Genomic DNA, 26,983 nt, shown 5'->3' on the forward strand with positions numbered 1-26,983 from the left:
GATGCGGGAAAAGGTCTTGCTGGCAGGCGTTTTGCTGAGTGCGACGCCCGCCGCGTATGCGGCGCAAACGCAGACAAACCATGACGAAACCCTGCGGGACAGCCAGGGCGAGCCGGTGCAGGCGGGGGTCTTCACCAGCCGCTGGGGACGGCTTTTTTCCGGCAATGATAAGCCGTTTTCCGGCGCGTTAAGCTTCAGTTCGGGCCTGAAAGAGCAGTGGGTCACCATTCCGAACAGCTCACAAAGCGCCGAACAGAAAAAGAAGATCAATCAGACCCTGAACCTGAGCCTGCAATATTCGCCTTACAGCTACTGGTTCGCCAATATCACCACGCGAATGCCGGTCACCGATACCAGCCGCTACACCACGGATTTTCGCTACAGCTTCGGCTATGACGACTGGCACGCCAACACGGTAAGCCTGGTTTACAGCAACTATGGCGATAACCACTTCTGGCCTTCCGGCAACGACAGGCGCACTTACTTTGAGCAGGGCGCAGTCACGCTCGCTTATAAATTTTCGCTGCCGAAGCCGCTGGAAAAGCATCTGCTGATTAACAAAGGCGATTCCCTTATCTGCCAGGCGGGCTACAGCTGGGTGCCTCGCTACTATGACGTTGAAAGCAACGGACTGAAGAAAAATAAAAACGTCTTGCTGGGCGGCTGCGGCTACACCTTTAAGCAGCACTTTTTTATCCGCGCCACCGCCTTCTGGTATCCCGACCGCAGCCAGCAGCAGCCCTGGAACGGCGACTACAGCTACAGCTTCGGCTACGCGGGCTATACGCCCGGCTCGTTCTCCATTCAGTACGCCAATTATGCCGGCACGCGCTTTCCGGGCCATCAGAATGGCAACGCCAGATTCCGCGAAGGCACGGTCAGCCTTATCTGGTATTTACCGCTTTAAGGAGTCGCGATGTCGCAACATGTACTGATTGTGGATGACTCGCTGGTCTACCGCCGCCTGCTGGCGAAAATGCTGGCGCAATGGGGCTATCAGGTCAGCGAGGCGGAAAATGGCGAAGCGGCGCTGAACATCCTTGCGCAGACCGCCGTCAATATGGTCATCAGCGACTGGGAGATGCCGGTGATGGACGGGCTGACGCTCTGTCGCGCCATTCGCGAGCGGCAATTCGGCCACTATGTTTACGTTATTCTGCTCACCGCCCGCGAGAGCGCCGACGATCTGACCGAAGGCTTTGACGCGGGCGCCGACGATTTCCTCAGCAAGCCGGTGAACCAGAGCGAACTGCGGGCGCGGCTGCACGCGGGCATCCGCATTCTTGAGCTTGAAGCGAGCCTCGCCGCGCATAACACGCGGTTAAGCGAAGCGCTGGGGCAGATAGAGCAGGATTTGCAGGCCGCCGCGCGGCTGCAGCAGTCGGTGCTGCCGTCGCATCGGCTGCGCTATCAGGACTATTTCGCCGACTGGCTGTTTTTGCCCTCCGCCTGGGTGTCGGGCGATATCTTTAACCTGTTTCCGCTCGATAACCATCTGGGGTTCTATTTTGTCGACGTGGCGGGGCATGGCGTTGGCGCGGCGATGATGTCGCTCGCGGTGGCGCGGCAATTTTTACACGGGCGCGTGGTGGAGCGTTTTCTGTTTGACGAGCAGGGCGGCGTGACGTCACCTGCGGAAGTGGTGCGCATGCTGAACGAGAGGTTCTGTAGCGAAGAGCCGGACATCGTTAGCTATTTCACCATGATTTACGGCGTCATCGACCTGCGCAGCGGGGTAGGGCGGCTGTGTCAGGCGGGGCATCCCACCCCCTTTATCGTGACCCCGGCCGGCGAAGTGAAAGAGACCGGCGGCGGCGGCGCGCCGGTGGGGCTGCTTTCGCATCTGGCGTGGGAGGATACCGCCTTTACCCTTCATGAGGGCGAGCGGCTATGCCTGTTCAGCGACGGCATTACCGAATGTGAAAACCCGGCGGGCGAGCAGTTTGGCCAGGCCCGGCTGCAAGCGTGGCTGCAGCAGCATGCCGGATTTACGGTAGAGGCGCTGCTGTCGCGCTTTGGCGAGCAGCTGGTCCACTGGCGCAGCGACGCGGGCCGCCACAGCGGAACGATGACCGACGATGTGTCATTGCTGATTATTGAACGCAGAGGAGTTGCCCAATGAATATCGAAATCGAACGCCATCCCGCCGTTAACGTGTTGACGCCAGCGGTAAGACGCCTTGACGCCTCGGTTTCCGCCGCGTTTCGGGAAGGCGTGGCGCGGGAAATCAACGCAGAGCCGAAATCGATGATTATCGACTTTACCCGGGTCGATTTTATCGACAGCAGCTGCCTCGGCACGCTGGTTTCGCTGCTCAAGATGATGAACGGCAAAGGCGAACTGGTGGTCTGCGCGTTGAATCCCGGCATTAAAAATATGTTCGCGCTGACCAGAATGGACCGGATATTCACCATCAGTCCCGACCGCGCCTCGGCGCTGTCCCGTTTTAACCCGTAACGTTATGAACGGTTCTGTGACGTTTCCGGCAGCCCTAAGCTCGCTGCCTGACATCGCGCAGTGGTTAGCGCAACACATGGCGCCTTTACCGGTGGACGACGCGTGGCGCTATGCGCTCGATCTCGCCGTGTGCGAAGCGGCGGCGAACATCATTCGTCACGCGCTGAACGAGCAGAGCGACTGCGCGTTTACCGCGACTTTTGAGCGCCAGCCTGACGAAGTGCGCGTACATTTTACCGATGGCGGCGCGCCGATGCCGGAAGGCGCCATCCAGAAGGCGTGGAACAAAATCGGCAGCGACAGCGAGATGGATCTGGAAAGCGGCCGGGGCGTGATGCTTATTCTGCTGAGCGTGGATGAATTCAACATTGCGCGGCAGGATGGCGAAAACCACACCACGCTGATTAAGCGCACCGATTATTAAAGGGGCCCCGGTTCTGACGGGCGGTGCGCTGGGCGGCAACAGGCCCGCAAGGGCCTTAATGTTGCTGGAAAATGACGCGGCCGAGGCGGGCGATGGCGGCGTTGCTCTGCGAGAGCGAAGCGTCAGTTTGGGTGATATAAATGGCGACCACCAGCGGCGCGCCTTTTTCCGGCCAGACCATGCTGATAATCGAGCGCGAGCCGTAGCCGCCCGCGCCGGTTTTATCGGCGATGGTCCAGCCCTTCGGCAGCGATTTGCGCAGCAGCGCGTCGGCGACTTTATCGTCCATCATCCAGCGGATGAGCTGTTTACGCGACGCTTCGGACAGCGCATCGCCAAGCAGCAGCGTTTGCAGCGTCCGGCTTATCGCTTGCGGGGTGGTGGTGTCGCGCTCGTCGCCGGGGCGGGCTTCGTTCAGCGCTGGCTCAAGGCGGTCAAGGCGCGTTGTCTTGTCGCCGTTGGCGCGTAAAAACGCGTTGACCCCCTGCGGCCCGCCCGCTTTCTGGCTGATGAGGTTGGCGGCGGTGTTGTCGCTGTAGCTGACCGCCGCGCTGCACAATTGCAGCCAGTTCATGAATTGCGGGGCGGTGTGCTTTTCGGTCACCGGCGAGTATTCCACCAGCCGGGATTTATCGAACCGTACCGCCTCGGTGAGGCTGACTTTTTTCTCGTCCGCCTGCTTTAGCAGCGCGCCGCACAGCAGCGCCTTATGGGTGCTGTTCAACGGGAAGCGTTCATCGCCCCGGTAGCTGGCGGTTTTGCCGGTGGCGGTGTCCAGCACCGTCACGCCGAGGCGGGCGTTAAGCGTTTTCTCTTCCTGCTGCGCGGCGGCGGTTAGCTGTGATAAATCGACGGCGTGGCTGAGCGTGGCGCTCCCTAACGCCGCGGCGGCGGCCAGCAGCCGTACTACACCTTTTGTCAGCATTATCAGTCCTTTTAATGAGCGTATTCAGGGGCAGGGCGAGTATAGCCGCCAAAAAGGACTCAGCGCCACCGCGCGGCGTTGCTTAGCTTTCAATCAGCGTGGTAGTGATTTGCGCGCCTGGCATCATCTGCCGCAGCCCTTCGGTGAGCGCGTCGCCAGCCTCATGAAGCGCTTCCAACGGCATTGCGGGCAGGCTTTCCAGAATAAACCACATCTGTTGAGCTTCCACGCCGAGGCGGGTACGCACGCCCTGGCGCCAGTTCCAGCGGCGGCAGGTCACCCCTTCGTCATCGCGCCAGATAACCTCGCCCGGCTCCGGCGATTCAAAAACGGGCTCGCCGGCTTTCAGGGTGTCGAAGCGCTCGCGACCATCGGCGAGGGTCAGGCGCGGCTGTCCGACGTAGGCGGCGGCGTTCTCTCCGCCCACCGGGATGGCGTAGCGAAGGCTGACGGCGTTGTATAAATCGACAACCGGATCGATAGCGGGCAGCGAGCCCTCTTTTAACACGCGTTTGCGCAGCGCTTCGGCGGAGCAGGGGGTGCGGTTCGGTTTTGCGCCAAACTGGCGGAACACGTGGGCCCAGGCATCCAGGTGCGCCTGCGCCCACGCGGCGTCGTTGGCCAGCACCTGCCGGCAGGCCAGGGCAAGCGCGGCTTCGCCTGCCTGCGGGTTAACCACAGGCGCGGCCTGCACAGCAATACTCAACGCGCGAAAGCCGGGCGCCAGAGCGGTAACACGGGGATCGATTGACGGCGTAATGGCGACCATTTGATAATCCTGTAATGACTAATTTATTTCATGGTAGTGACTAGTGACCAATAAAGTCAATATACTGACTGAAAGCGGCGCCGACGTGCAGTCGGTCAGCGAGGCGGTGGCCCTGCGCATTAAAGCCTGGCGCAAACAGCAGAAACTCACCCTGGATGCGCTCTCACACCGTGCGGGCGTCAGCAAAGGGATGCTGGTGGAGCTGGAAAAGGGAATGGCCAATCCCAGTATCGCCATTCTTTGTAAAGTGGCGGCGGCGATGGGCGTTTCGGTGGCAGAGATGGTGGATGTCGCCAGCAAACCGCACGTGCACGTGATCGACGAGGCGGATATTCCGGTGCTGTGGACGGGCGAGAAGGGCGGCGCGGCGCGGCTGCTGGCAGGGAGCAGCGGGCCGGATATGGTTGAGCTTTGGCGCTGGAGCCTGCCGCCCGGCGAGCGGTTCGCTTCGCCAGGCCACCCGCAGGGCACGTTTGAGCTCTTTCACGTGGAGCAGGGCACGCTGACGCTGATTGTCGACGGCGTTCGCACAGCGCTTACGCAGGGGAGCGCGGCGGTGGCGCGTACCGACGTTCCCCATGAATATGCCAATGAAAACAACGAGCCGCTGAGCTTCACCATGACGGTGGCGGAACTGCAACGATAAGCAACCTGAGGATTAACATGACCACACCGCTTAACTGGCGCCGCGAGCGTTTTTGCATCACGACCGATAAAACGCGGCTCGATATTGACGCTATCCACGCTTATCTCACCCGCTCCTCCTGGGCGGAGGGCATTGATAAAGAGACCGTGCGGCTGTCGGTGGCGAACAGCCTCTGCTTTGGCCTGTTTGCTGACGAGGCGCAAATAGGTTTTGCAAGGATTGTGACCGACTTCGCCACCTTCGGCTATCTGTGCGACGTGTATGTGCTGGAGGAGCACCAGGGCGGCGGCTTGGGGTTGTGGCTGATTGAATGCTGCCAGTCCCATCCGCTGATGGCGAAACTGCGACGCATCATGCTCGTGACCTCCACCGCCGCCTGGCTCTATGAAAAGGTCGGGTATAAGGCGGTAAACACGCCGGACTTTGTCTGGCAAATTGCGCGACCGGATATTTATCAACGCTAAGCCCTTATTTCGCATCAATACGATCTTCGTCTGGCTAAATGGGAGCGCGGTAACGGCGGGGTGTCACAAAAACGTCATACTCTCGGGTGACTTTACTTATAAAAAAGGAGCCTGCATGACCCGTTTAACACTCGCTTTGCTTATCAGCGCTTTATCCGCCAGCGCACTGGCGCAGGCGCAGGACGCGCCGCAGGGATACCAGCTTAAACAGGTGCTGATGATGAGCCGCCACAACCTGCGCGCGCCGCTTGCCAATAACGGCAGCGTGCTGGAGCAGTCCACTACCCGGCAATGGCCGCAGTGGGACGTGCCGGGCGGCGAGCTGACCACCAAAGGCGGCGTGCTCGAAGTCTATATGGGCCACTATATGCGCGAATGGCTGGCGCAGCAGGGGCTTATTAAAGAGAACGAATGCCCGCTGCCGGCGAGCGTTTACGTGTACGCCAACAGCCTTCAGCGTACCGTCGCCACCGCGCAGTTCTTTACTAACGGCGCCTTCCCCGGCTGCGACATTACCGTTCATCATCAGGCGGCGATGGGCAAGATGGACCCGACCTTTAACCCGGTTATTACTAACAAAGAGAGCGCCTTTAGCCAGCAGGCCGTGCAGGCGATGGAAAAGCAGCGCGCAAATTATGCGCTGGACGAAAGCTATAAGCTGCTGGAGCAGGTGACCGACTACAAAGACTCCGCCTCCTGCAAGGAGAAGCAGCAGTGCGACCTGGCTCACGGCAAAGACAGTTTTAAAGCCAATGCGGGCGAAGAGCCGGGCGTTTCCGGGCCGCTGAAGGTGGGCAACTCGCTGGCGGACGCCTTTACGCTGCAGTATTACGAAGGCTTCCCGCAAGACCAGGTGGCGTGGGGCGAGATCAAAACGCCAGAACAGTGGCGGCAGCTTTCCGCCCTGAAAAACGGCTACCAGGATACGCTTTTCACCTCGCCCGAGGTGGCGCGCAACGTGGCGGCGCCGCTGGTGAAATATATCGACGGCGCGCTGGTGGAGAACAAAACGCGCGCGCCGGTGACGGTGCTGGTGGGGCATGACTCCAATATCGCCTCGCTGCTGACGGCGCTCGATTTCAAGCCTTATCAACTTCACGACCAGTACGAGCGCACGCCGATTGGCGGGAAGATTGTTTTCCAGCGCTGGCATGACGAAAAAACCAACCAGAACCTGATGAAGGTGGAGTACGTCTACCAGAGCACCGAACAGCTTCGCAACGCCGCGCCGCTTTCGCTGGCAAGCCCGCCTCAGCGCGTGACGCTTGAGCTGAACGGCTGCCCGGCCGACGCTAACGGCTTCTGCCCGTGGGAGAAATTCGAAGAGGTCATGAAACAGGCGCAGCGATAATCCCTCAGAGCGCGGAACCGCTTCCGCGCTTTTTTCCACTCCTGTTTTGCATGAAGCCCCACAAATGCGGATACTTCCTGTTCAGCGTTTTTTAAAAGGCGGAGCACGGCGTATGAAAACGGGCGGGCAACAGGGCGCAAGCCGGGACTGGATCCACCTGCAGCGCGACGGGGAAACCGGAATAGAGAGCGTGCATGCTCATTTTTGCGGCCACGCGTACGACCCGCACGACCACGATGAAATTCTGGTCGGCGTTACGCAGCAGGGGCTTCAACGCTTTAACTGCAACCGCTCGCTGCACACCAGCACGCCGGGCAGGGCGATTCTCATCGAGCCTGGCGCGGTGCATGACGGCCACGCCCCGCACGCGGAAGGCTTCACTTATCTGATGCTCTACCTGCCGCAGGCGTGGGTGGCGGAAAAACTGGCCCGGCGCGGGCTGGGCGACGTGTCTGCGCTACAGGCGGCGTTTAAACATACCCTTACCGACGACAGCTTTCTCAATAACGCCATCGTGCAGGCTTTTTCGGCTATCCACCATGGCGAAGGGCGGCTCGCCCGCGACCAGACGCTCGATCACCTGCTGGCGCTGCTCTCAAAACACATCTGTACCCGGCCGCAGTCAGTTTACAGTGATGCCGCCAGCCAGATGCTGCGGGTGCGCGACTATCTGCATGACGGCATGGCGCTGGATATCGGCCTTGACGAGCTTTCCCGCTACGCAGGCGTCGACCGCTTTCGGCTGACCCGCGAGTTTAAAAAAGCGTTCGGCTTATCGCCTCACACGTACCTTGTGCGCTTAAGGCTGCGTACGGCGCGCACGCTGCTGGCGCAGGGTTTTAAGCCTGCGCTGGTGGCGACGCAGGTGGGCTTTGCCGACCAGAGCCATCTGGGTCGCTGGTTCCAGCGCGCTTACCGGCTAACGCCTGCGGCCTATCAGCGCCAGTGTGCGAACGCGCAGTGAACCTCTGCGCTCTGCGCAAGCGCTGCGGTTTTCTTCCTGCACAAACGTTCTAGATTTCACCCTGTCAGAATGCCGATGATGGGCTTTTGCCGTCCATGAATCCGGAGAACCTGATGTTTGATACCAAAGTAGCGATTATTGTCCGTGACGATCTGGCCGTCTGGCAGCGCCTGAACGTCGTGGCCTTTCTGGCGACCGGCGTTGCTTGCGCCGCGCCCGACGCCATGGGAGAGCCCTATGTCGATGCCAAAGGCCGCCAGTACGGCAATATGCTTGGGCAACCCGTGCTGGTGTTTGAAGGCGACCTTGCGGGCCTGCAAAAGGCGCACCGGGTAGGGGTTGAGCGGGAGCTGACGCTGGTGCCTTATGTTTTCGCCATGTTTTCAACGGGCCATGACGCCGCCAACCGGGAGGTCTTTATGGCGGAAGACGCCGACAACTTAAACCTGGTGGGGCTGGCCCTGCGCGGGCCGAAAAAAGCGGTAGATAAAGCCATTAAGGGCTTATCGCTGCACCATTAAACGCGCTGGCCTGGCGGTACGCCGCCGGGCATCATCAAATGCGACATCAGGCCGCCCGGCAACGCTTCTTTCTCGATACTCCTTGCTTACCGATTTTTGTGAACGTTTGCGTTTCGCTGTACACATTCTGTCTCGCACATTTACATCATTAAACCAAATGAGTATATTTCTCATTCTTATTTTCATGCGCAATCTTTGCATAAAAACGACCACACACGCGCTTATCGCCGTTGCGCTGGCGGTGCGTCATCATTTCAAATACTAAAAAGGTTAATGATGTCTTTCACTATTCGCTCCAGGAAGGTGCAGGCTCAGCCTGCCGTTGCGCCCTCGCTACTGGCGGCCAGCATCGCTTTAGCGCTGCTGCCTGCAGCCACGATGGCCGCTGAAACCAAAACCGAAGACACCGTCGTGGTGGAAAGCAGCGCCCCGGCCGCCGCCGACGACGGCTCAACCGATTACAGCGTGAAAACTACCACCACCGGCACTAAGCTGTTGCTGGTGCCGCGCGATATTCCGCAGTCCGTCAGCGTTATCAGCCAGCAACGCATCAAGGACCAGGATCTCGACTCGGTGGGCGAGGTGTTGAGCAACACCACAGGCATTACCACCAATACCATCGACAGCAACCGCACCACCTTCTACGCGCGCGGTTTCTTCATCAACAACTACGCTTACGAAGACTTGCCGACCACGGTCAGCGACCGCTGGAACTTCGGCGATACCGCGCTTGATTCCGCCATTTATGACCGCGTGGAAGTGGTGCGCGGCGCGGCGGGGCTGATGAGCGGCACCGGCAACCCGTCCGCCTACATCAATCTCGTGCGCAAGCACGCCGACAGCCGAGAGTTCCAGGGCTCGGCCTCCGCCACGTACGGCAGCTGGGATAAGCAGCGCTATGTGCTGGACCTGCAGTCGCCGCTGACCGAATCGGGCAACGTGCGCGGGCGCGTCATTGCCGGCTACCAGGACAACGACACCTGGCTTGACCGCAACCACTACCGCAAAAAATTCCTCTACGGCATCGTAGATGCGGACCTGACCGACACCACCACGCTCTCGCTCGGTTACGACTATCAGGAAAGCAGCGAAGACAGCCCGACCTGGGGCGGCTGGCCGACCTGGTACAGCGACGGCAGCCGCACCCATTATGACCGCGAGTTCAACCCGGCGGCGGACTGGGCCTATTCCGATAACGATTCCCGCAAAGTCTTCGCCAACCTGGTGCAGCGCTTCGGCGACGGCTGGGAAGCGCGCGTTAACGCGATGCATACCGAAACCAACTTCGACAGCAAGCTGATGTACTGGGACGGTTACCCGGAACGCTCCACCGGCTATATGGACCCGGCGGCGTATCAGGGCGCGTGGGGCGGCTGGAACCGCGGCAACCGCAAACAGGATGCGGTGGATGCCTTCATACGCGGCGGCTTTGAGCTGTTTGAGCGTCAGCATGAAATCATGGTCGGCGGCAGCTACAGCCGTCAGCGCAACAACTATGATAACTCTTACCCGAGCGCGGGCATCATTCCGATTGGCAACGCTTACAACGACGGCAGCCAACTGGCGGACCCGCAGTGGACCGACTGGGCGCTCTACAGCCGCGACACCATTCGTCAGAAATCGCTTTACGCTTCTGCGCGCTTTTCGCTTGCCGACCCGCTGCACCTGATCGTCGGCGCGCGTTATACCGACTGGAGCGCGCAGTACAACCTCGAGCGCAAACCGGATGAGATCCGCAACAGTCAGTTCGATGACGTAACCCCGTACGCGGGCCTGGTTTACGATATCAACGACACCTGGTCGGCCTACGCCAGCTATACCTCTATCTTCCAGCCAACGGAACAGCGCGACATCAACAGCGAATTCCTTGACCCGACCAAAGGCCGCAGCTACGAAGCGGGGCTGAAGGCGGACTGGAACAACACGGCGTTGACCACCACGCTTGCGGTCTTCCGCACCGAGCAGAAAGGGGTGCCGGTCGGCACCGGCGAGTACATCCCGAACAGCGGTGGTCAGGAAGCGTATGAGTCTGTGGATGCGGTCAGCCGCGGGGTGGAGTTCGAGCTGAACGGCGCACTCACCGACAACTGGCAGCTCACCTTCGGCGCCACCCGCTACGTGGCGGAAGAGAACAACGGCACGGCGGTCAACCCGGACCAGCCGCGCACCACGCTGAAGCTCTTCACCCGTTATCAGCTGCCGATGCTGCCGGCGCTGGCCGTGGGCGGCGGGGTGAACTGGCAGAACAAAACCTGGCGTGACGTCGCCGGCCCGAACGGCGATGAGCGCATCACCCAGGGCAGCTACGCGGTGGTCGATCTCTTCAGCCGCTACCAGGTCACCAAAAACTTTGCGCTGCAGGCGAACCTCAATAACCTGTTCGACAAAGAGTATTACAACTACCTGGGCACCTATGGTGTATACGGCGCGCCGCGCAACTTCTCCGTCAGCGGCACCTACAGCTTCTGATTGAGCGGTTCATATAAACAAAAGGAGGCTGCGGTCTCCTTTTTTATTGCCTGTAACTTATTGCTGTAATAGATATTTTTCAGAAAAAGCAGCGGGTGAACAGGGCGGTTTTGTGTAAGGTATCAACGAGCCGGGAGAGTATGATAGCGGCGGCGCTTGAGGCTTTTTGCTTCAGGCCGTCGGCAGAAGTGCGGATAGTGTTGAGGCAGAAAGAAGAAAGCCCCGAAGGTCATTTTATTAACCAACGAGGCCCACTCTGAATGCTCGACACATCCAGAGTAGCCTCTTACCAGCCGAAAGGCAAGGAGACAACGCTATGAAGCTGCCGCATAACCCCCGGATCTTACGAGCATTAATGGTCTGTGTAACGCTGTTATTACTCGTTTTCATGCTGCGAAACCCGCTCTGCGGCGTTCGCTATAAGGACGGATTCAGGGAGGTTGTTGCGCTTATGGCTTACGAATCCGGTAAGTAGCAACCCGAAAGCGGGGGCGACCCCGCTTTTACAGGATGGGTCAGCATACCGCGAGCGCCTTTAAACGGGCTGTCAGTTCAGGCTGGCAGCCCTTTTGCTTTCTTGTGACGAGAAGTTTTGATGAGCCGGGGAAAGTCAGGGGACGGGGAATGATGTGAAGGGTCCAGGCAAAGCATAAAACAGTAAAGTGGTTTTGAATAAAAGAATGAAGCTGTATTGGCCGGTAATGTCAGAAGGTCGCTTATAGAACAAAAAGCAAGACAACATTGAAATATCTTTTATTTAAAATGCTGTTTATTTAAATTATAATCTATTTTCGTTGATGGTAATAAAAGAGATTATAATGAACGTTATTGATGATTTTGGGAATGAGCTGAATTCAGAAGTTAAAATTTTAACTGAAGAAGGGATGTTTGGTTTAGTGATCGAGTCCTGGGGGCCGAAAGATCGTAACAGGGACTATAATAGAGCTGTAGAGCTTATAATCGAGCGTTTAAAAGAGTCCGGCGTAAAAACTATCGAAGCATATTTAGTGACATCTCTTCTACAGAAAATAATGCCGGACATTGAAGCCAGAAGAATAATAATTGATAATAATAAGTCTATAAATATAGAATATTTTTCAGGAAAAGAAGTGCGTGCGGCAATAGGAAGAGTTCAGGGGATGTTTGGAAGTGGAAACAACCTGATGAATGAAAAGCCAACAGGCAACAGAACTAAAAGAATCCTTTTTGTTTGCAAAAATGCTAATCGCCTGTTTTGGGAGTCTATTGTACTTAATGAAAAAAATATTTATCTAAACGCAGACAGGGATTATGAGAAAGAGGTGGCTGCCTTATATGTTAAGGGAGTTGAAAAACCGGAAGGTTTCATTAGTCCTGAAAAGAAATTTATCAACCAAACTACTTATTATCGTGATCCAAAAGTAAAAGCATGGGTCTTAAAAAAGAGTGAGGGAAAGTGCGAATGTTGTGGTTCTTTTGCTCCGTTTAAAACACCTGACGGTATTCCTTTTCTTGAAGTTCATCATGTAGTCCCACTGGCTGACGGGGGCGCAGATACAACGGAGAACTGCATAGCCGTATGCCCGAATTGCCACAGAGCATTTCATCATAGCGAAAACCGCCATGACCTGGTAAAAGCCATATATATAAAAGTACCCAGACTGACGGCTACCAGAATTTATTAAGTGCCTGCATTACCCTTTCGGCTCAATACCTAATTTCTTCAGCTCTTCCCGCCCAAGATTTTTAAACCAGTTGCCAAGGCTCATGCCCTGCGCTTTGGCAGCCTCTTCAAACTGCGCTTTCAGCTCCGGGGTAATCCGAATCTGAAAGGTAGGGGACCAACCGGTTCCTTTAGGGCTTTTGTCTCGTTTGATCGTTGACATGTACGTACGCGATAAAGATGATGGGTGTCGTTACGTACGTACGATAAAACCGAACGTAACCGAAAACAACGCTCCGGTGTGCACCACCACAACCGGAGCGTCTGACCACAATCTGTTAAAAGAGGTAACAGCTATGGCTACCGCCAATAGTAACACACACGCTCGCCCTGAATTTGATTACCCTTATTCCCAAACTTCATCCGCGCAATACGGCGCGGCTGTCCGCCGTCAGTTGTCCTGTTCAGCCCGTGCCGGATTTTCTGAACGAGACAACGCTCCGCGAGGGTGCGATAACGTCAGAAATGAATTTCTTCCACCCGCCACGCTGTGCGAGAAACTGGTGAGCGAGTTGCTGGAATGCCGCGACGACACGCTTTCTCTGGCGTTCGCGGGCAGGCTGGCCTGTGCGCTGGACGCGCTGTTGGCGGCGCTGGAGCGGCCCATCCCGGCTCATCTTTACCCGTCGCTCACTGCAAGCGAACTTTCCCCGGAGCTTCCCCTGTGCCTTGGCAGCGAAGAGCCGATTCTGGCAGGCTACTGCCGGGCGCTGAACATGGCGCTGTTGAGCCGCGCCTTAACGCCGCAACTGACGAAGCCGCTCACCGGCCTGTTGTTTGATCTGGTCTGCCACCTGTGCGACTTCATTAAAGAACCCTGCTTCGTACTGACCGAACGCGGTTATGAAGACTGCGCCGGGCAGCTTGTTCATCTTGCGCATTAAAATAAAAAGGCCGGGTTTCCCCGGCTTTTTCTCATTTCAGCGCACCGGCGCCCTAAAGCCCCTCGGTGCTCTCCTTTTTCGCCTCTTGCGCGAGAATGGCGCGATACCAGCGCGGATGATGCTTCTGCGCCCAGCGGCGGCTGACCTTGCCGACAATCATCCCCTTGATTGAGCCTTTCACCCAGAACGCCATATACATATGAATCAGAATGGCGTGGATAAGCACAATGGCGGCGGTCGCGTGGATAAGCAGGCTGTAGCGCACCACCTTGATCGGGAAAAAGTCGGCGAAATAAGGCCGCCAGATAATCACGCCGGTCACCAGCAGCACAAAAATCATGCTCATGATGCTCCAGAACATCATCTTCTGCCCGGCGTTATATTTACCGACGTCCGCCACCTTATGCTCGTTGCCCTTCAGCACCTCGACAATCCCTTTCAGCCACGGCAAATCGTGTTTATCCGGAATGTTGTGATGCACGAAGCGCACAAACATAAACATCAGCGCGAAGAAAATCAGCACGCCAAAGAACGGGTGCAGAATACGCCCCATCTGCGGGGTGCCGAAAGTCTCCGTCAGCCACTGCAGCGTCGGAAAAAAGAGCGCGATGCCGGAGAGCGCCACCAGGAAGAAGCAAATCACCACCGTCCAGTGGCAGGCGCGGTCGATGAAGGTCGTCCTGACAATCATTTTGCGTTTACTCATGATCTTCCTCCTCGTCATCCGTCTCTTCGTTCGGGCCCACGCCAACGTAGTGGAAAATCAGCCCGGCGAAGGTGGCGATAAAGCCCGCCGCCGACAGCGGCTTGAGGATCCCTTTCCACAGGCTGATGGGCGTATCAATCTGCGGATCGTTCGGCAGGCCGTGATACAGCTCCGGCTGGTCGGCGTGGTGCAGCACATACATCACGTGCGTGCCGCCAACGCCCGGCGGGTTGTAGAGCCCCGCGTTCGGGTAGCCGCGCGCCTTAAGCTTTTCAACCCGCGCTTCGGCCTTCTCCAGCATCGTTCTTTTGGTGCCGAAGCGGATAGCCCCGGTAGGGCAGGTTTTCACGCAGGCGGGCTCCTGGCCTACGGTCACGCGGTCCACGCACAGCGTGCATTTGTAAACGCGGTTATCCTCTTTGTTAAGGCGTGGAATGTGGAACGGGCAGCCGGCGATGCAGTAGCCGCAGCCGATGCAGTGCTCCGACTGAAAATCGACGATGCCGTTGGCGTACTGGATGATGGCCCCGGCGGAAGGGCAGGCCTTCAGGCAACCGGGGTCTTCGCAGTGCATGCAGCCATCCTTGCGGATGAGCCACTCCAGCTTGCCGTTCTGGCGCGTCTCGCTAAAGCGCATCAGCGTCCAGGATTTGGCGCTGAGATCGGCGGGGTTGTCATACACCCCAACGCAGTGGCCCACCTCGTCGCGAATGTCGTTCCACTCCGAGCAGGCGACCTGGCACGCCTTGCAGCCGATGCAGCTGGTGACGTCGATAAGCTTGGCGACTTGCTCTTTATCATCGCGTCCTCGCGGTGGGGGCGTGAAGCTGTTGGTCGCCGAGCGTTTGATAATATCCTGAGATTGCATGGACATAAGTTCGCTCCCTACGCCTTCTCAATGTTGACCAGAAACGCCTTGTACTCTGGCGTTTGTGAGTTGGCGTCGCCCACCGATGGCGTCAGGGTGTTGGCGAGATAGCCCTTGCGCGCCGCGCCTTCAAAGCCCCAGTGCAGCGGAATGCCGATGGTTTCTACCTCGCGGCCCGCCACCGTCAGCGTTTGCAGGCGCGGCGTCACCACCGCTTTCGCGCGAATAAAGCCGCGCTTGCTGCTCACCTTCACGCTGTCGCCGTTCCTGATGCCTTTCGCTTTCGCAAGCTGTTCGCTGATTTCCACAAACTGCTCGGGCTGCGCAATCGCGTTGAGGCGCGAATGTTTCGTCCAGGTGTGGAAATGTTCGGTCAGACGATAGGTGGTGCCGACATACGGAAACGCCTTATGGTTGCCCAGGCGCTTCGCGTCCGCTGCAAAGAGGCGCGCCACCGGGCTTGAGACCACGTTCGGGTGCAGCGGGTTGGTGCCAAGCGGCGTCTCGAACGGCTCGTAGTGTTCCGGGAACGGCCCGTCGGCGAGCTTGTCGAGGGCGAACAGGCGGCCTACGCCTTCTGGCTGCATGATGAACGGCCCGGCGCCGCTGCCCGGCGCCGAGGTGTTGAAGTCCGGCACATCGTTGCCAACCCACTTCGTGCCGTTCCACTCGATAAGCACCCGTTTCGGGTCCCAGGGCTTGCCCTGCGGGTCCGCCGAGGCGCGGTTGTAGATAACGCGGCGGTTGAGCGGCCAGGCCCAGGCCCAGCCCAGCGTGTTGCCAAGACCGGACGGGTCGCTGTTATCGCGGTTCGCCATCTGATTGCCCTGGGCGGTCCAGCTTCCGGCGTAGATCCAGCAGGCCGACGCCGTGGCGCCGTCGTCGCGAAGCAGCGCGAACGAGCTCAGCAGCTCGCCTTTCTTCGCAAGCAGCACGCCGTTCTGGTCATAGAGATCCTCCAGCGCGTAGCCGTTGTTCTCTTTCGCCACCTCTTCTGCTGCCGGCTTGTCCGGCTGTTTGTAATCCCAGCGCATCTTCAGCAGCGGCTCGACGCCTTTGCCGCCTTCGGCGCGGTAAAGCTCGCGCAGACGCTGGTACAGCCCGGCCAGGATTTCGCCGTCGTTACGCGCTTCCCCCGGCGCGTCCGCCCCTTTCCAGTGCCATTGCAGCCAGCGTCCGGAGTTGGCGATAGAGCCGTCTTCTTCGGCGAAGCAGGTGGAGGGCAGGCGGAACACCTCGGTCTGAATGGCGGACGGGTCAACGTCGTTCATCTCGCCGTGGTTCTGCCAGAAGTTGGACGTCTCGGTCACCAGCGGGTCGATCACCACCAGGTATTTGAGCTTGCTGAGGCTCGCCACCACTTTGTTTTTATCCGGGAACGACGCCACCGGGTTGAAGCCCTGGCAGATATAGCCGTTGACCAGGCCGCGGTCTATCATGTCGAAGTACTTCAGTACGTCGTAACCGGCGTCCCACTTCGGCAGCCAGTCAAAGCCCCAGCCGTTCTCTTTCTGCGCGGCGTCGCCGTAAAACGCTTTCATCAGGCTGACGTAGAACTTCGGGTAGTTGCTCCAGTAGTTCACCTGGTCCGGGCGCGTCGCTTTCGGCGTGTTGGCCGCAAGGTAGCTTTCAACTGTGGTCTGCTTCTCTGAAGGCAGCGTCAGGTAGCCCGGCAGGCTGGTGGAGAGCAGCCCCAGGTCGGTCAGCCCCTGAATGTTGGAGTGGCCGCGCAGCGCGTTCACGCCGCCGCCCGCCATGCCCATGTTGCCGAGCAGCAGCTGGATCATCGCCATGGTGCGGATGTTCTGCGCGCCGACGGTGTGTTGCGTCCAGCCAAGCGCGTAGAGGAACGTGGCGGTGCGGTTGGCGGCGCTGGTGGAGGCGAGCGCTTCGCACACCTTCAGGAAATCGGCGCGCGGCGTGCCGCAAATATTTTCCACTACCTCCGGCGTATAGCGCGCGACGTGCGCTTTCAGCAGGTTCCAGACGCAGCGTGGGTCGCTCAGCGTCTCGTCGCGCTTCGCAAAGCCGTTCTCGTCGAACTGGTAATTCCAGGTGGTTTTATCGTACTGGCGCTTAGCCTCGTCGTAGCCGCTGAACAGGCCATCCTCAAAGCTGAAGTCTTCGCGCACCAGCAGCGACGCGTTAGTGTAGTGCTTAACGTATTCCGCGTTGATTTTATTGTGGATTATCAGGTAGAGCAGCACGCCGGACAGGAACGTAATGTCCGTGCCGGAGCGGATGGGCGCATAGATATCCGCCACCGACGCGGTACGGGTAAAGCGCGGGTCCACTACAATCAGCGTGGCGTCGTTGTTGTTTTTGGCTTCCATCGCCCAGCGGAAACCGACCGGGTGGGCTTCCGCGGCGTTGCCGCCCATCACCATCACCACGTTGGCGTTTTTGATATCCACCCAGTGGTTGGTCATCGCACCGCGACCAAATGTTGGAGCAAGACTTGCTACCGTTGGTCCGTGTCAGACGCGCGCCTGGTTATCCACCGCCAGCATGCCAAGCGAGCGGACAAATTTCTGGGTGAGCATGCCGGTTTCGTTGCTGGCCGCCGAGGCGCAGAGCATGCCGGTGGAGAGCCAGCGGTTGACGGTCACGCCTGCGGCGTTGCGCTCAACAAAATTGGCGTCGCGGTCGGCTTTCATCAGGCGGGCGATGCGCTCGAACGCCTCCTCCCAGCTGATGCGCTGCCATTTGTCAGAGCCTGGCGCGCGGTATTGCGGGTAGCGCAGGCGGCTTTCGCTGTGAATGTAGTCGAGCAGCCCCGCCCCTTTCGGGCAGAGCGCGCCGCGGCTGACCGGGTGGTCCGGGTCCCCTTCAATATGAAAAATGCTGGAGGCGGCGTTTTTCGCGCCGTCGCCCAGGCTGTACATCAATAATCCACACCCTACGGAACAGTAAGTACAGGTGTTGCGGGTCTCTTTTGCGCGCAGCAATTTATCATCGCGCACTTCCGCCAGCGCCGGTTGTGGAGCAAAGCCGAGCATCGCCGCTGTTGTGCCTGCCATTCCGCCGGCGCAGAGTTTAAAAAACTTTCTGCGGCTGACGTTCATTTTATCCCCATTTTTTATGACGATTTACGGCGGGGGAAAATAGCAACCCAGGGCAGGGGATTATTGCGTGAAATCAAAGCGGCAGGACATTTCGCGGAAATTACCTATTAATAAGTAGGTTAAAATCAGAAAGATAACTCGTACCGGGTTACCGGTTTATAAGGCCTGTTAACGCTTTCGCGTTAGCTTTATTTATCTGCGACAGGCGGCAGCGCGGGCTGCGACGGCGTGAGGTGGCAGGCGTCGCCGCCGATGCCGGTGGTTTCGCAGTCGGCTTTGCTGTGCGGTACGGGCAGGGTGGTCGTGGTGGTGGTGCAGCCAGCCAGCATCGTTATTAAGGCTATCAGCAGCGTTTTCATGTTCCGGACCTTATGTTTATTTCTGGCTCATGGTTCATACAAAAAATTAAATGACGGGCGGGCTTCGCTGTTATTCAGGCAAGGGCCATTAAACGGCTTATTTATTTCTTCTGCTTGTTCTAAGAATAGCCCCCTTTTGCTGCTTCGCTTAAAAAACGCCGTTACGTTCTGGCGTGATAAATATCACCTGGCGAAAAATCCCCCTGTGCTTTTTCTTTTCTCTGCCGATAACCCTTACAGACGACCTGCGGCTTTCGGCCCGCGAGCGTACTTCCCTGTCATGGCTTAGAGGCAAAGATGGACAATTTTCAGAAAGAGATTGATGAGAGGGCGAACCTCGCCTTATCGAACAAGTTTGAGCTTTTACTGTTCCGTCTGGGGAAAGACGCGCAGGAAGACAAAACGGAGCTGTTTGGCATTAACGTTTTCAAGCTTCGCGAAATTATCCCGATGCCCGCCGTGACGAAAGCGGCCGGCATGAAGTCGCCGCTGCTCGGCGTGGCCAATATTCGCGACCAGATTATCCCGGTTATCGACCTGCCGGCCATCGCGGGCTGCAAGCCGGAAACCGGCCTTAATCTGCTGCTTATTACCGAGTATGCCCGCAGCACCCAGGCGTTCGCCGTGGAGTCTGTCGATAATATTGTGCGTCTGGACTGGAGCCAGGTGCATACGGCGGAAGCGGGCGTCAGCAGCCGCAGCAACATTACCAGCATCGCCTGCATCGACGGCGACAAGCAGGGCAACAACCTCGCGCTGGTGCTGGACGTTGAACAAATTCTCTATGACATCATCCCGGCCTCGCGCGGCCCGCAGGCGGAAGAGTCGCGCGTGAACAGCTTTAACCTCAAACCCGGCGCGGTCGCCATCGTGGCGGAAGACTCGAAAGTGGCGCGCACCATGCTCGAGCAGGGGCTTAAGCAGATGGGCATTCCGGCGCTGCTGCACACCACCGGCAAAGAGGCGTGGGAAAAAATTAAAATCATGGCCGACGAGGCGCAGGCGGAAGGCAAATCGATTGACGATAAAATCGCGCTGGTGCTGACCGACCTGGAAATGCCGGAAATGGACGGCTTTACCCTCACGCGCAACATCAAGCGCGACGCGCGGTTGCAGCACATTCCGGTGGTTATCCACTCGTCGCTTTCCGGCAGCGCCAACGAAGAACACGTGCGCAAAGTGGGCGCCAACGCTTACGTGGCGAAATTCGAAATTAACGAACTCTCTTCCGCCATTCAGCAGGTGCTGAAAAGCGCATAAGCGACCAGATGAAGTCAGCGTGTGCCTGAGTCCGTAACAAACATAGCCCCGCAAGGGGCTTTTTCATGCCGCTAAAGCGTCATGCCGAGTGTGGCGAAAACCACCGAAGAAGATGTCAGGGCAACCCCCGAGCTAAGAAAACCGCGCTTTTTGAACGTGGCGGCCAGCAACAGCATCATCATCCCGCAGAGGAAAAGCGGAATGGCGATAAGGGAAAAGGTGGACATAGGCGTTCAGGCTCCGGCAGCAGAAAAAAACAGCATAGCGTGTTTTTCTTTATTTAGTTACAACATCCCCTTTAAACTACCTGAACAGGTAGGGATTCGCTGCAGATATTTTTATCAAGGTAAACAGGCCTGGCAGGCGACAGAAATATTTAAAACCGCGACAAAACAAATTTTGGATAATAAAAAACCCGCTCGGGGCGGGTTTATTGCTTATCGCAACGCTTCACTGCTCAGGTCATTGCCTTCATCGCTATCGTAAGCGCCGACGATAATTCACGCTTATTACAGCGCGGTAACGTTGGCGGCTGCCGGGCCTTTAGCACCATTTTCAATGGTGAAAGAAACCTGCTGACCTTCATCCAGCGTTTTGTAGCTATCGCTCTGGATTGCAGAGAAATGCACGAATACATCTTTGCTGCCGTCATTCGGCGTGATAAAGCCAAAACCTTTATCTGAATTAAACCATTTTACTAAACCAGTCATTTTACCAGACATAGACAATTCCTTAATTAATGAGCCACTCAGGGCGGCGATGATGGCCTGTTATGCAGAGCGTTACTTATTAGGCGCTTAGGAGAAGACTCATGAAGAAGGGTATCTGGGGATAACACTTGAACTGAGGACTGCTTTACTAAAACTGCTTTCATAAGGTCTGTTTTCCAAACCGATGGCGCTATTAAGACATGGATAAATTTATTAAGCAATGTTTATTTTAAACGCATAAGCGCCCGGACGGCCGTATGGCCAGAAGCGTCACAAACGGTAAATCAAACAACGGAACGGCGAATAGGTCATGCATGGCTTTATTTATTTCTTATAAGCGCAGCGGCGGAAAATAAAATAAATGAGGCTACGCTCTGTAGAATAATACGCTCTCTGCGCGTCAAATTTTCCGCCTGTGTTCAGATAATCCGGCGGACGCTTTTTTAAAGTGAGGCGGGTAAACCTAAGCAAAAAATCGGGCGTAGAAACGGTCTTATTTTCTTTATAGTCCGCAGGCGGGCAAAAGCACAAAACCCACCCGTTTGCGGGGCTGGCGCAAGAGCGCAGGCGCTTTATTATCGGGTAATTGAAATTCACTGCGCGAGGTCGCTATGTCCGTTACATCCACTCCCGTCCTGCATCTGCTGTGCGGCAAAATCGCCTCAGGAAAATCGACGCTTGCCGCCACGCTTGCCGACAAGCCCGGCACCGTGCTCGTCAGCGAAGACGCCTGGCTCGCCCGGCTGTATGGCGAGGAGATGCAAAGCGTCGCCGATTACGTTCGTTATGCCGCAAGGCTTCGGGAGGCGATGCAGCCGCATCTGGCGTCGCTGCTGCGCGCAGGCGTGTCGGTGGTGCTCGATTTTCCGGCCAATACGGTGGAAAACCGCGCCTGGATGAAGCAGGTCATCGAGGCGAGCGGCGCGGCGCATCAGCTGCATTATCTGGATGTGCCGGAAGCGCTGTGCAAGGCGCGCCTGCACGCCCGCAACGAAGCGGGAACGCATGATTTCGCCACTACCGACGCTCAGTTCACTCTCATCACCCGCTACTTTACCGCGCCCGCTCCGGATGAAGGGTTTAACATCGTCCGCCACACGCCGCCGCAGGCGTAACCCGGCAAAGCTGTCTATCCTGAAAACTTAACTCTTTGGGATATAAGGAGCGGTGTTATGAAGTTCTTTTACTTTGTCGCCCTGATCGCGGCGGTGTGTTATCTGTTTGCCTTTCTTCCCCGCGCGAAAACGGACCGCGAGCCGATAGCCTGGTGGGGATGCTGGGCCTATGTCGGCGCTTCCGCGCTCTACTGGGCTTACTACGGTCTGGACCACTATTTGAACGTCTTTTAACCGCACGAAAGGTTAAAATCAGAGCAGACCGCTTGCGGGTGAAACCGGCGCTTCGCTTCACCCGCAGAGCTTCATAATTTCTTCACTTACTTTACAAAATTTCGCTATCTTTTTACCGGCGGAAAGCCCACTGTGGTGGTGGGCGGCTTCATCGTCGCAGTCATATCGCTTCATTGAGCATCGCCCCAAACAGGTGGCTCGTCTTTTCAACTCAACCCTCCTTTTTCTCGCCGCACGGCGGACAAAAAATCGGGTCGCGTAGACCGTCGCAACGTTTAAACAGCTAATCAGGGTTACTTATCATTCGCGCATTATGTTTTCGCGTCCGCGTGTCGCAGGGGGTACTGCCGGTTCACGCACGGGCGTTTTTTCTGTCGTCTACATCAAACAAAACAGAGTGTACCGCTAACGAAAGGGTTTCTTTATGCGATACCGCTACAGGCATAAAGGGTCAATCATGAATAAAACCGGACACTTCTCTTCATCGCTCCTGCATCCGCGCTACTGGCTTACCTGGTGTGGGCTTGGGCTGCTCTGGCTGCTGGTGCAGTTGCCTTATCCGCTGCTGATGCGTCTTGGCGCTTTTCTCGGCGCGAAGGCGCGGCCCGTGCTGAAAAGACGCGAGAAGATTCTGCGTCGCAATCTTGAGCTCTGCTTTCCCCATTTTTCACCCGATGAGAAAGAGCGGTTGATTGCCGATAACTTCCTCTCGCTCGGCATGGCGCTGCTGGAAACAGGCATGGCGTGGTTCTGGTCGGATAAACGCATCAAACGCTGGTTTGACGTTGAAGGGTTGCACAATCTGCAACAGGCGGTCGATGGCAACCGCGGCGTGATTGTTATCGGTGTGCATTTTATGTCGCTGGAGCTGGGCGGGCGCGTTATGGGCCTCTGTCGGCCGATGATGGCGATGTACCGTCCGCACAACAACCCGGCGCTGGAGTGGGCGCAAACCCGCGGGCGCATGCGGTCAAACAAGGCGATGCTCGATCGCAAAGATCTCAAAGGCATGGTCAACGCCCTGAAAAAAGGCGAAGCGGTCTGGTTCGCGCCGGATCAAGACTACGGCCCGCGCGGCAGCACCTTCGCGCCGCTGTTTGCGGTGAACGACGCGGCCACCACCAAAGGCACCTTCGTGCTCTCCCGCCTGAGCGGCGCGGCGCTGCTCTCTATCGTGATGATAAGAAAAGCGGACGGCAGCGGTTATCAACTGATAATCCAGCCGGAGCTGAAAGATTACCCGCGTGACGACGAGGCCGCCGCAGCGTGCTACATGAACAAAGTGATTGAGCGGGAAATCCTGCGCGCGCCGGAGCAGTATCTCTGGATCCACCGCCGCTTCAAGACCCGCCCGGCGGGCGAAGCGTCGCTCTACCTGTAACGCGATATACCCAAAACCGGTGGCCCAGGCCGCCGGTTTTTTTATGGGCGCGAGCCGCGGTCTATAGTTACTTTTTACCTTAAATAAGGAGCCGCCCATGCCACGCGTAACCGGTGTTGACCATCTGGTGCTGTCCGTCAGCGATTTTGCTCGCTCGAAAGCCTTCTACGGCCCGCTAATGAAATTCCTGGGTTTTGAGATAATGGACGAGATGGAAAACGCCATCGGCTGGCGCAACGACGTCACGCGCCTGTGGATTTACCAGGCCGATGAGCAGGGAAAAGAAACGCCTTATCGCAAAGGCAACCCCGGCTTTCACCACTACGCCTGGTCCCTTGGCAGCCGCGCCGAAGTGGATGAACTCCAGCAGTGGCTGGAGGCGCAGCAGGCCACTATCGTTGACCCTGCCGATGAATATTACCCTGATTACTACGCCGTCTTTTTCCTCGACCCGGACGGCATGAAGCTCGAGGGGATGTATTACGGCAAGTGATAATTAACCGGGTCGTAGCGAGCCGCCGCTGTTTTTTCGCCTCCCGCTGGGCTTATCGTACTGATAGCGTCCAGGCTTTACGGATGTCACTTTCGTTGAACCGTCTGGCTTTAAGCCGCAAGAGTGATGTCACAACAGATACGGCGGAGTTTCACGCCGCCAGCGGCACGTCCTGACGATGCTATCCGCGCCGCCTGAAACGCGCCGCCAGCGCGGCGAACCACGTGCGGCGGGTTACTCCATTCGCAGCTTTCCCGCGGCTAAAGGCAGCGACGGCGGGCGAAAAAGCGTGTCGCTGAGCGCCACCTGGTTACGTCCGCGCTTTTTCGCCACATAAAGCGCCGCGTCCGCCGCGCCGTAAAGCGTTTCGAAATCGCTGTCGCGCAGCCCAAGGCTGACGCCAAGGCTTACCGTCACCCGCTGTTCGGGCAGGACGTCGAGCGGCGAGGCGTTCAGCGAAGCGTGAATGTAGCTGGCGATAATCATCGCCTCTTCAACGCGGCTGCCCGGCAGCAGCACGGTAAACTCCTCACCCCCCACGCGGCCGATGGCGGCGTGAGCGGGCAAGGCTTTGCGCACCCTTTGCACCAGCGAGCAGATCACCCGGTCGCCGGTAGGGTGGCCGTGCTCGTCGTTAATGCGCTTGAAGTGGTCGATATCCAGCAGGATAAGCCCCACGTTGCCTTGCGTCAGCGCCTGGTTTATCTGGTGGATAATGGCGCTGCGGTTAAAGACGGCGGTGAGGGAATCATGGGTGGCTTCATACTCCAGCTGCCGCGCCAGCTTCTGAAGCTGCTCGTTCATGCGCGTCAGCTCCCGCTCCGCCCGGTCGCTGCGGGAAATCAGCCGGTAGGAGTGGCGAATCAGCCGCTGATAATGTTTGGCTATCAGCCACAGCTTATCGCGACAGGCGTCGGCGCTAAGCTGCGGGTTGGCGGCGGCGAGGCGGGCCTCTTCCAGCACGGCGTACTCGTCCTGGAACAGCTCGTTAATATCTAGCATACGTTCAGTTCCGGCTTCAGCAGCACCGACAGCGAGGTGAAGTCCAGGCTCAGCTCCTGGCCGAACTCCTGGGAAATGTCATCCTCTTCATCGTAATACCAGTGCAGCTCGCAGCGTTTGCCCCGCTTCGCGAAGCTGTTGAGGCATTCGAAAAACTCAAACAGCAGCTTGGTGCTGGAGCTGTTGAAATAGCTGAGCGCCACGTGCAGCTCAATGGGCTGCGCGTCGACGGGCGAGGCGTCAAGCCAGTTCTCCACCGCCTGAATGAGCGGGCGGAAAAAAGCGGCGGCGTTTTCCGGATAGGCTTCGCCTTTCAGCCACAGGCGATGGGCGGCGAAATCAAAATTCACTTCCGGCGTGGAGTGGGTCGCCGCCAGTACAACGGCAGGCGTTAAGGTGGTGTCAGTCATGGCAGAACGTCGCCTTCAGGTGAAAGGCGGACAGATGACTCGCCGCCAGGGGATGTAAACGGTATTCCAGCGGCTCGCTGGTGTCCCGCGCCATTGTCAGCAGCCCGATGTTGGCGCCTTTGCTGGTGGGCGGCGCTTCGCTGCGCAATCCCCGCTTCCAGGCCTGCCGGATTTCGTCCTGCGTCATGGCGCGCAGCACTTCAAGGTTGGCGCGCAGTAAAGAGGACTCTTCCGGCCCCACCAGGTTTGCGGTTTCGAGGTAATAGCGCGTGCAGTCGGTGTGAAAGCAGAGCGAGCCGTAGCGCAGTTCTTCTTCGCCTTTGTGTAAAAAGCGTTCATCAGAGGAGTAGCGCACTATGTTCTGGCCCATTTCGACAAACACCGAAAAGAGCTTGCGGCGCAGCGCCGCGGAGGCCTCGTTTTCATCAAGCCAGGCGCGGACCACTTCGCCCATCGACACAATATTCTGCTGCGAAATAAAACCGGTGTAGGAGAGGGCGACGCCGCCCTGTCGCTGTGGGGTAAGCAGCGGCAACAGCGCCGCTGCTTTTACCTGTAATTCACTCATACTCATCTCTTTATTTACCAGCGAAAGCCAAACCACGTCATGTCGTCGCGGGAAGGTTGTTTGCCCTGCCAGTCGCGAAGCGTGGCAAAGAGTGCGTCGGAAAACTCGCGCATCGGCAGGTGACGCTGCGCCAGCAGCAGCGACTGGATGCGTTTTTTGCCAAACATAATGTTGCGCTCGCCGCCGATCTGGTCAGTCACGCCGTCGGTGACAATCAGCACCCGATCGCCAGGCTTAAGCGCGCGCCGATGGCGCTGCCAGCGAAAATCGGCAGGCGTGTCGATATAGCCCATCCCTTTACGATCGCCTTCCAGCAGCGCCACCTCAGCTTCCCCCTCGCCCAGCACAAAGGCGTGCATCTGCGCGTTCGCCCAGACAATCTGCGCGTCGCGGGCGTCGACAAACAGCGCGATGGCGTCGCAGCCGTCGTTCGACTGGCTATGGTTAGGCGTGGTCTGAAGCTGGCTCAGCGTCTGTTTGATGTACTGGTTAATCAGGCTCAGCAGTCGGTCCGGCTCGTCGGGCGCCGCCTGCGTCAGCGCCTTTTCCAGCGCGGAGGAGAAGATAAAGGTCATAAAGGCGCCGGGCACGCCGTGGCCGGTGCAGTCGGCTATCACCAGCAGCCAACCGTGTTCGTAACGCTGGAAAGCGTAAATGTCGCCGCCCACGCAGTCGCGCGGGTACCAGGAGAGACACCAGTCGCGCAGGTGCGCTTCCATCGTCTGGCGCGAGCGGTTGAGCATGGAGTCCTGAATCACGCGCGCGTATTCGATGCTTTGCATAATCTGCTCATGTTGACGGGCCTGCAGGCCAGAGACGGTTTTAATCAGATCGATGCCAAGGCCGATGCCTACGTAGTCGCCCGCTTCGGTGAGAATAAACCCTTCAGCGACCGCCTTGTCGCCTGTCTCCACCACCCGTTCGGCCAGATATTCCAGCCCGGCGTCCGCCTCGACGATAAGCGGCGTTTTATCCATAAACGCGATGCAGCTTTTCTGATCGTAAAGCTCATGGAAAAAGGGGCGGCTCATCTGCGAGAGAAAAATGTGCCGGTTGATCATGCCAATCGGCCGGTTGTTCTCCAGCACCGGCAGGCCAATCAGCGATTTGTGCTCGTTAAAGAGCGCCATCACCTGCAGATTGGTGGAACCCGGCGTGACGTGGGGCACCGCGATGCGCAGGATCCCGGCGTTAAGCTGCTGCGACGAGGAGGCCAGCGCCAGTGGAATATCCATT

General features: G+C 57.8%; 31 protein-coding genes. 19 read left to right on the forward strand and 12 right to left on the reverse strand.

What is annotated here, in order from left to right; all coding sequences use genetic code 11:
• Position 1 precedes the first annotated feature (1 nt).
• From ACU4F7_RS04820 to ACU4F7_RS04835, 4 genes are all read left to right on the forward strand, one after another.
• Positions 2 to 907 carry a hypothetical protein gene (locus ACU4F7_RS04820; RefSeq protein WP_029590900.1) on the forward strand — a complete coding sequence of 302 codons (906 nt, stop codon included), beginning with the start codon at positions 2 to 4 and terminating at the stop codon, positions 905 to 907.
• Positions 908 to 916: 9 nt separating this feature from the next.
• Positions 917 to 2,122 (forward strand): PP2C family protein-serine/threonine phosphatase, encoded by a 1,206-nt coding sequence (locus ACU4F7_RS04825; RefSeq protein WP_481638147.1) that lies wholly within the window; start codon positions 917 to 919, stop codon positions 2,120 to 2,122.
• Positions 2,119 to 2,457 carry an STAS domain-containing protein gene (locus ACU4F7_RS04830; RefSeq protein ID WP_029590903.1) on the forward strand — a complete coding sequence of 113 codons (339 nt, stop codon included), beginning with the start codon at positions 2,119 to 2,121 and terminating at the stop codon, positions 2,455 to 2,457. The genes ACU4F7_RS04825 and ACU4F7_RS04830 overlap by 4 nt, the downstream gene beginning before the upstream one ends.
• A gap of 76 nt (positions 2,458 to 2,533) precedes the next feature.
• On the forward strand, positions 2,534 to 2,881 hold the full coding sequence (locus ACU4F7_RS04835) for an ATP-binding protein (RefSeq protein ID WP_481638148.1): 348 nt from the start codon (positions 2,534 to 2,536) through the stop codon (positions 2,879 to 2,881).
• 55 nt (positions 2,882 to 2,936) lie between these two features.
• On the opposite strand, the gene bla is transcribed toward ACU4F7_RS04835, so the two are convergent.
• Both bla and ACU4F7_RS04845 read right to left on the reverse strand, forming a co-directional pair.
• Complete coding sequence (bla, locus tag ACU4F7_RS04840; RefSeq protein WP_481638149.1) at positions 2,937 to 3,806, reverse strand: class A beta-lactamase; 870 nt, start codon at positions 3,804 to 3,806, stop codon at positions 2,937 to 2,939.
• A gap of 82 nt (positions 3,807 to 3,888) precedes the next feature.
• Positions 3,889 to 4,575, reverse strand: a complete 687-nt coding sequence (locus ACU4F7_RS04845; RefSeq protein WP_481638150.1) for a B3/B4 domain-containing protein — start codon at positions 4,573 to 4,575, stop codon at positions 3,889 to 3,891.
• A 43-nt stretch (positions 4,576 to 4,618) separates the two neighbouring features.
• Between ACU4F7_RS04845 and ACU4F7_RS04850 the strand changes: the two genes are divergently transcribed.
• From ACU4F7_RS04850 to ACU4F7_RS04885, 8 genes are all read left to right on the forward strand, one after another.
• On the forward strand, positions 4,619 to 5,221 hold the full coding sequence (locus tag ACU4F7_RS04850; protein WP_481638151.1) for a helix-turn-helix domain-containing protein: 603 nt from the start codon (positions 4,619 to 4,621) through the stop codon (positions 5,219 to 5,221).
• Between the two features lie 17 nt (positions 5,222 to 5,238).
• Positions 5,239 to 5,685, forward strand: a complete 447-nt coding sequence (locus tag ACU4F7_RS04855; protein WP_481638152.1) for a GNAT family N-acetyltransferase — start codon at positions 5,239 to 5,241, stop codon at positions 5,683 to 5,685.
• Positions 5,686 to 5,800: 115 nt separating this feature from the next.
• A complete protein-coding gene (agp, locus tag ACU4F7_RS04860) occupies positions 5,801 to 7,036 on the forward strand; it encodes a bifunctional glucose-1-phosphatase/inositol phosphatase (RefSeq protein WP_481638153.1) in 1,236 nt (411 codons plus the stop codon).
• Positions 7,037 to 7,148: 112 nt separating this feature from the next.
• Positions 7,149 to 8,000, forward strand: a complete 852-nt coding sequence (locus ACU4F7_RS04865; RefSeq protein WP_481638154.1) for a helix-turn-helix domain-containing protein — start codon at positions 7,149 to 7,151, stop codon at positions 7,998 to 8,000.
• Between the two features lie 113 nt (positions 8,001 to 8,113).
• On the forward strand, positions 8,114 to 8,521 hold the full coding sequence (locus ACU4F7_RS04870) for a DUF2000 family protein (RefSeq protein WP_024557769.1): 408 nt from the start codon (positions 8,114 to 8,116) through the stop codon (positions 8,519 to 8,521).
• Positions 8,522 to 8,797: 276 nt separating this feature from the next.
• Positions 8,798 to 10,990: a ferric-rhodotorulic acid/ferric-coprogen receptor FhuE gene (gene fhuE, locus ACU4F7_RS04875; protein ID WP_035887571.1), complete on the forward strand. Its 2,193-nt coding sequence runs from the start codon at positions 8,798 to 8,800 to the stop codon at positions 10,988 to 10,990.
• Between the two features lie 388 nt (positions 10,991 to 11,378).
• Positions 11,379 to 11,465, forward strand: coding sequence for a Hok/Gef family protein (locus tag ACU4F7_RS04880; RefSeq protein WP_481638695.1), 87 nt, complete (start codon positions 11,379 to 11,381; stop codon positions 11,463 to 11,465).
• A gap of 343 nt (positions 11,466 to 11,808) precedes the next feature.
• Entirely contained in the window at positions 11,809 to 12,654 is an 846-nt protein-coding gene (locus ACU4F7_RS04885) for an HNH endonuclease (protein WP_481638155.1), read from the forward strand.
• 9 nt (positions 12,655 to 12,663) lie between these two features.
• Here ACU4F7_RS04885 and ACU4F7_RS04890 read toward each other — a convergent pair whose 3' ends face one another.
• On the reverse strand, positions 12,664 to 12,855 hold the full coding sequence (locus ACU4F7_RS04890; protein ID WP_024557772.1) for a toxin-antitoxin system HicB family antitoxin: 192 nt from the start codon (positions 12,853 to 12,855) through the stop codon (positions 12,664 to 12,666).
• Positions 12,856 to 13,195: 340 nt separating this feature from the next.
• On the opposite strand from ACU4F7_RS04890, the gene ACU4F7_RS04895 reads away from it, so the two are divergent.
• Complete coding sequence (locus ACU4F7_RS04895) at positions 13,196 to 13,576, forward strand: hypothetical protein (protein WP_481638156.1); 381 nt, start codon at positions 13,196 to 13,198, stop codon at positions 13,574 to 13,576.
• Between the two features lie 52 nt (positions 13,577 to 13,628).
• Here the strand turns inward: ACU4F7_RS04895 and fdnI are convergent, their stop codons facing one another.
• The 4 genes from fdnI to ACU4F7_RS04915 form a co-directional block, all read right to left on the reverse strand.
• Complete coding sequence (gene fdnI, locus ACU4F7_RS04900) at positions 13,629 to 14,282, reverse strand: formate dehydrogenase-N subunit gamma (RefSeq protein ID WP_029592010.1); 654 nt, start codon at positions 14,280 to 14,282, stop codon at positions 13,629 to 13,631.
• Positions 14,275 to 15,156, reverse strand: a complete 882-nt coding sequence (fdxH, locus tag ACU4F7_RS04905) for a formate dehydrogenase subunit beta (protein ID WP_029592011.1) — start codon at positions 15,154 to 15,156, stop codon at positions 14,275 to 14,277. Before fdxH ends, fdnI begins: the two co-directional genes overlap by 8 nt.
• 11 nt (positions 15,157 to 15,167) lie before the next feature.
• Entirely contained in the window at positions 15,168 to 18,215 is a 3,048-nt protein-coding gene (fdnG, locus tag ACU4F7_RS04910) for a formate dehydrogenase-N subunit alpha (protein WP_481638157.1), read from the reverse strand.
• Positions 18,216 to 18,403: 188 nt separating this feature from the next.
• Positions 18,404 to 18,574 (reverse strand): hypothetical protein, encoded by a 171-nt coding sequence (locus ACU4F7_RS04915; RefSeq protein ID WP_481638158.1) that lies wholly within the window; start codon positions 18,572 to 18,574, stop codon positions 18,404 to 18,406.
• A gap of 297 nt (positions 18,575 to 18,871) precedes the next feature.
• Here ACU4F7_RS04915 and ACU4F7_RS04920 point away from each other — a divergent pair, with 297 nt between their 5' ends.
• Positions 18,872 to 19,834 (forward strand): chemotaxis protein, encoded by a 963-nt coding sequence (locus ACU4F7_RS04920; RefSeq protein ID WP_481638159.1) that lies wholly within the window; start codon positions 18,872 to 18,874, stop codon positions 19,832 to 19,834.
• A 90-nt stretch (positions 19,835 to 19,924) separates the two neighbouring features.
• Positions 19,925 to 20,320, forward strand: coding sequence for a hypothetical protein (locus tag ACU4F7_RS04925; protein WP_481638160.1), 396 nt, complete (start codon positions 19,925 to 19,927; stop codon positions 20,318 to 20,320).
• Positions 20,321 to 20,343: 23 nt separating this feature from the next.
• On the opposite strand, the gene cspE is transcribed toward ACU4F7_RS04925, so the two are convergent.
• Complete coding sequence (gene cspE / locus ACU4F7_RS04930; protein WP_029592015.1) at positions 20,344 to 20,556, reverse strand: transcription antiterminator/RNA stability regulator CspE; 213 nt, start codon at positions 20,554 to 20,556, stop codon at positions 20,344 to 20,346.
• A gap of 599 nt (positions 20,557 to 21,155) precedes the next feature.
• Here cspE and ACU4F7_RS04935 point away from each other — a divergent pair.
• From ACU4F7_RS04935 to ACU4F7_RS04950, 4 genes are all read left to right on the forward strand, one after another.
• Entirely contained in the window at positions 21,156 to 21,659 is a 504-nt protein-coding gene (locus tag ACU4F7_RS04935; protein WP_029592017.1) for a P-loop nucleotide/nucleoside kinase family protein, read from the forward strand.
• 57 nt (positions 21,660 to 21,716) lie between these two features.
• Positions 21,717 to 21,893 (forward strand): hypothetical protein, encoded by a 177-nt coding sequence (locus ACU4F7_RS04940; RefSeq protein WP_167541506.1) that lies wholly within the window; start codon positions 21,717 to 21,719, stop codon positions 21,891 to 21,893.
• Between the two features lie 457 nt (positions 21,894 to 22,350).
• A complete protein-coding gene (gene lpxP / locus ACU4F7_RS04945) occupies positions 22,351 to 23,274 on the forward strand; it encodes a kdo(2)-lipid IV(A) palmitoleoyltransferase (RefSeq protein ID WP_029592018.1) in 924 nt (307 codons plus the stop codon).
• Positions 23,275 to 23,371: 97 nt separating this feature from the next.
• Positions 23,372 to 23,767: a VOC family protein gene (locus ACU4F7_RS04950; RefSeq protein WP_481638161.1), complete on the forward strand. Its 396-nt coding sequence runs from the start codon at positions 23,372 to 23,374 to the stop codon at positions 23,765 to 23,767.
• Between the two features lie 234 nt (positions 23,768 to 24,001).
• Here the strand turns inward: ACU4F7_RS04950 and ACU4F7_RS04955 are convergent, their stop codons facing one another.
• Genes ACU4F7_RS04955 through ACU4F7_RS04970 form a run of 4 tightly spaced genes read right to left on the reverse strand, consistent with a single transcriptional unit; the run spans position 24,002 to position 26,982 of the window.
• Positions 24,002 to 24,769, reverse strand: a complete 768-nt coding sequence (locus ACU4F7_RS04955) for a GGDEF domain-containing protein (RefSeq protein ID WP_029592020.1) — start codon at positions 24,767 to 24,769, stop codon at positions 24,002 to 24,004.
• Positions 24,763 to 25,179, reverse strand: a complete 417-nt coding sequence (locus ACU4F7_RS04960) for a DUF1987 domain-containing protein (protein WP_029592021.1) — start codon at positions 25,177 to 25,179, stop codon at positions 24,763 to 24,765. Before ACU4F7_RS04960 ends, ACU4F7_RS04955 begins: the two co-directional genes overlap by 7 nt.
• On the reverse strand, positions 25,172 to 25,747 hold the full coding sequence (locus ACU4F7_RS04965; RefSeq protein ID WP_481638162.1) for a SiaB family protein kinase: 576 nt from the start codon (positions 25,745 to 25,747) through the stop codon (positions 25,172 to 25,174). The genes ACU4F7_RS04960 and ACU4F7_RS04965 overlap by 8 nt, the downstream gene beginning before the upstream one ends.
• Before the next feature lie 14 nt (positions 25,748 to 25,761).
• Positions 25,762 to 26,982, reverse strand: a complete 1,221-nt coding sequence (locus ACU4F7_RS04970) for a SpoIIE family protein phosphatase (RefSeq protein WP_029592023.1) — start codon at positions 26,980 to 26,982, stop codon at positions 25,762 to 25,764.
• Position 26,983 lies beyond the last annotated feature (1 nt).

The organism is Franconibacter pulveris (assembly GCF_056780215.1).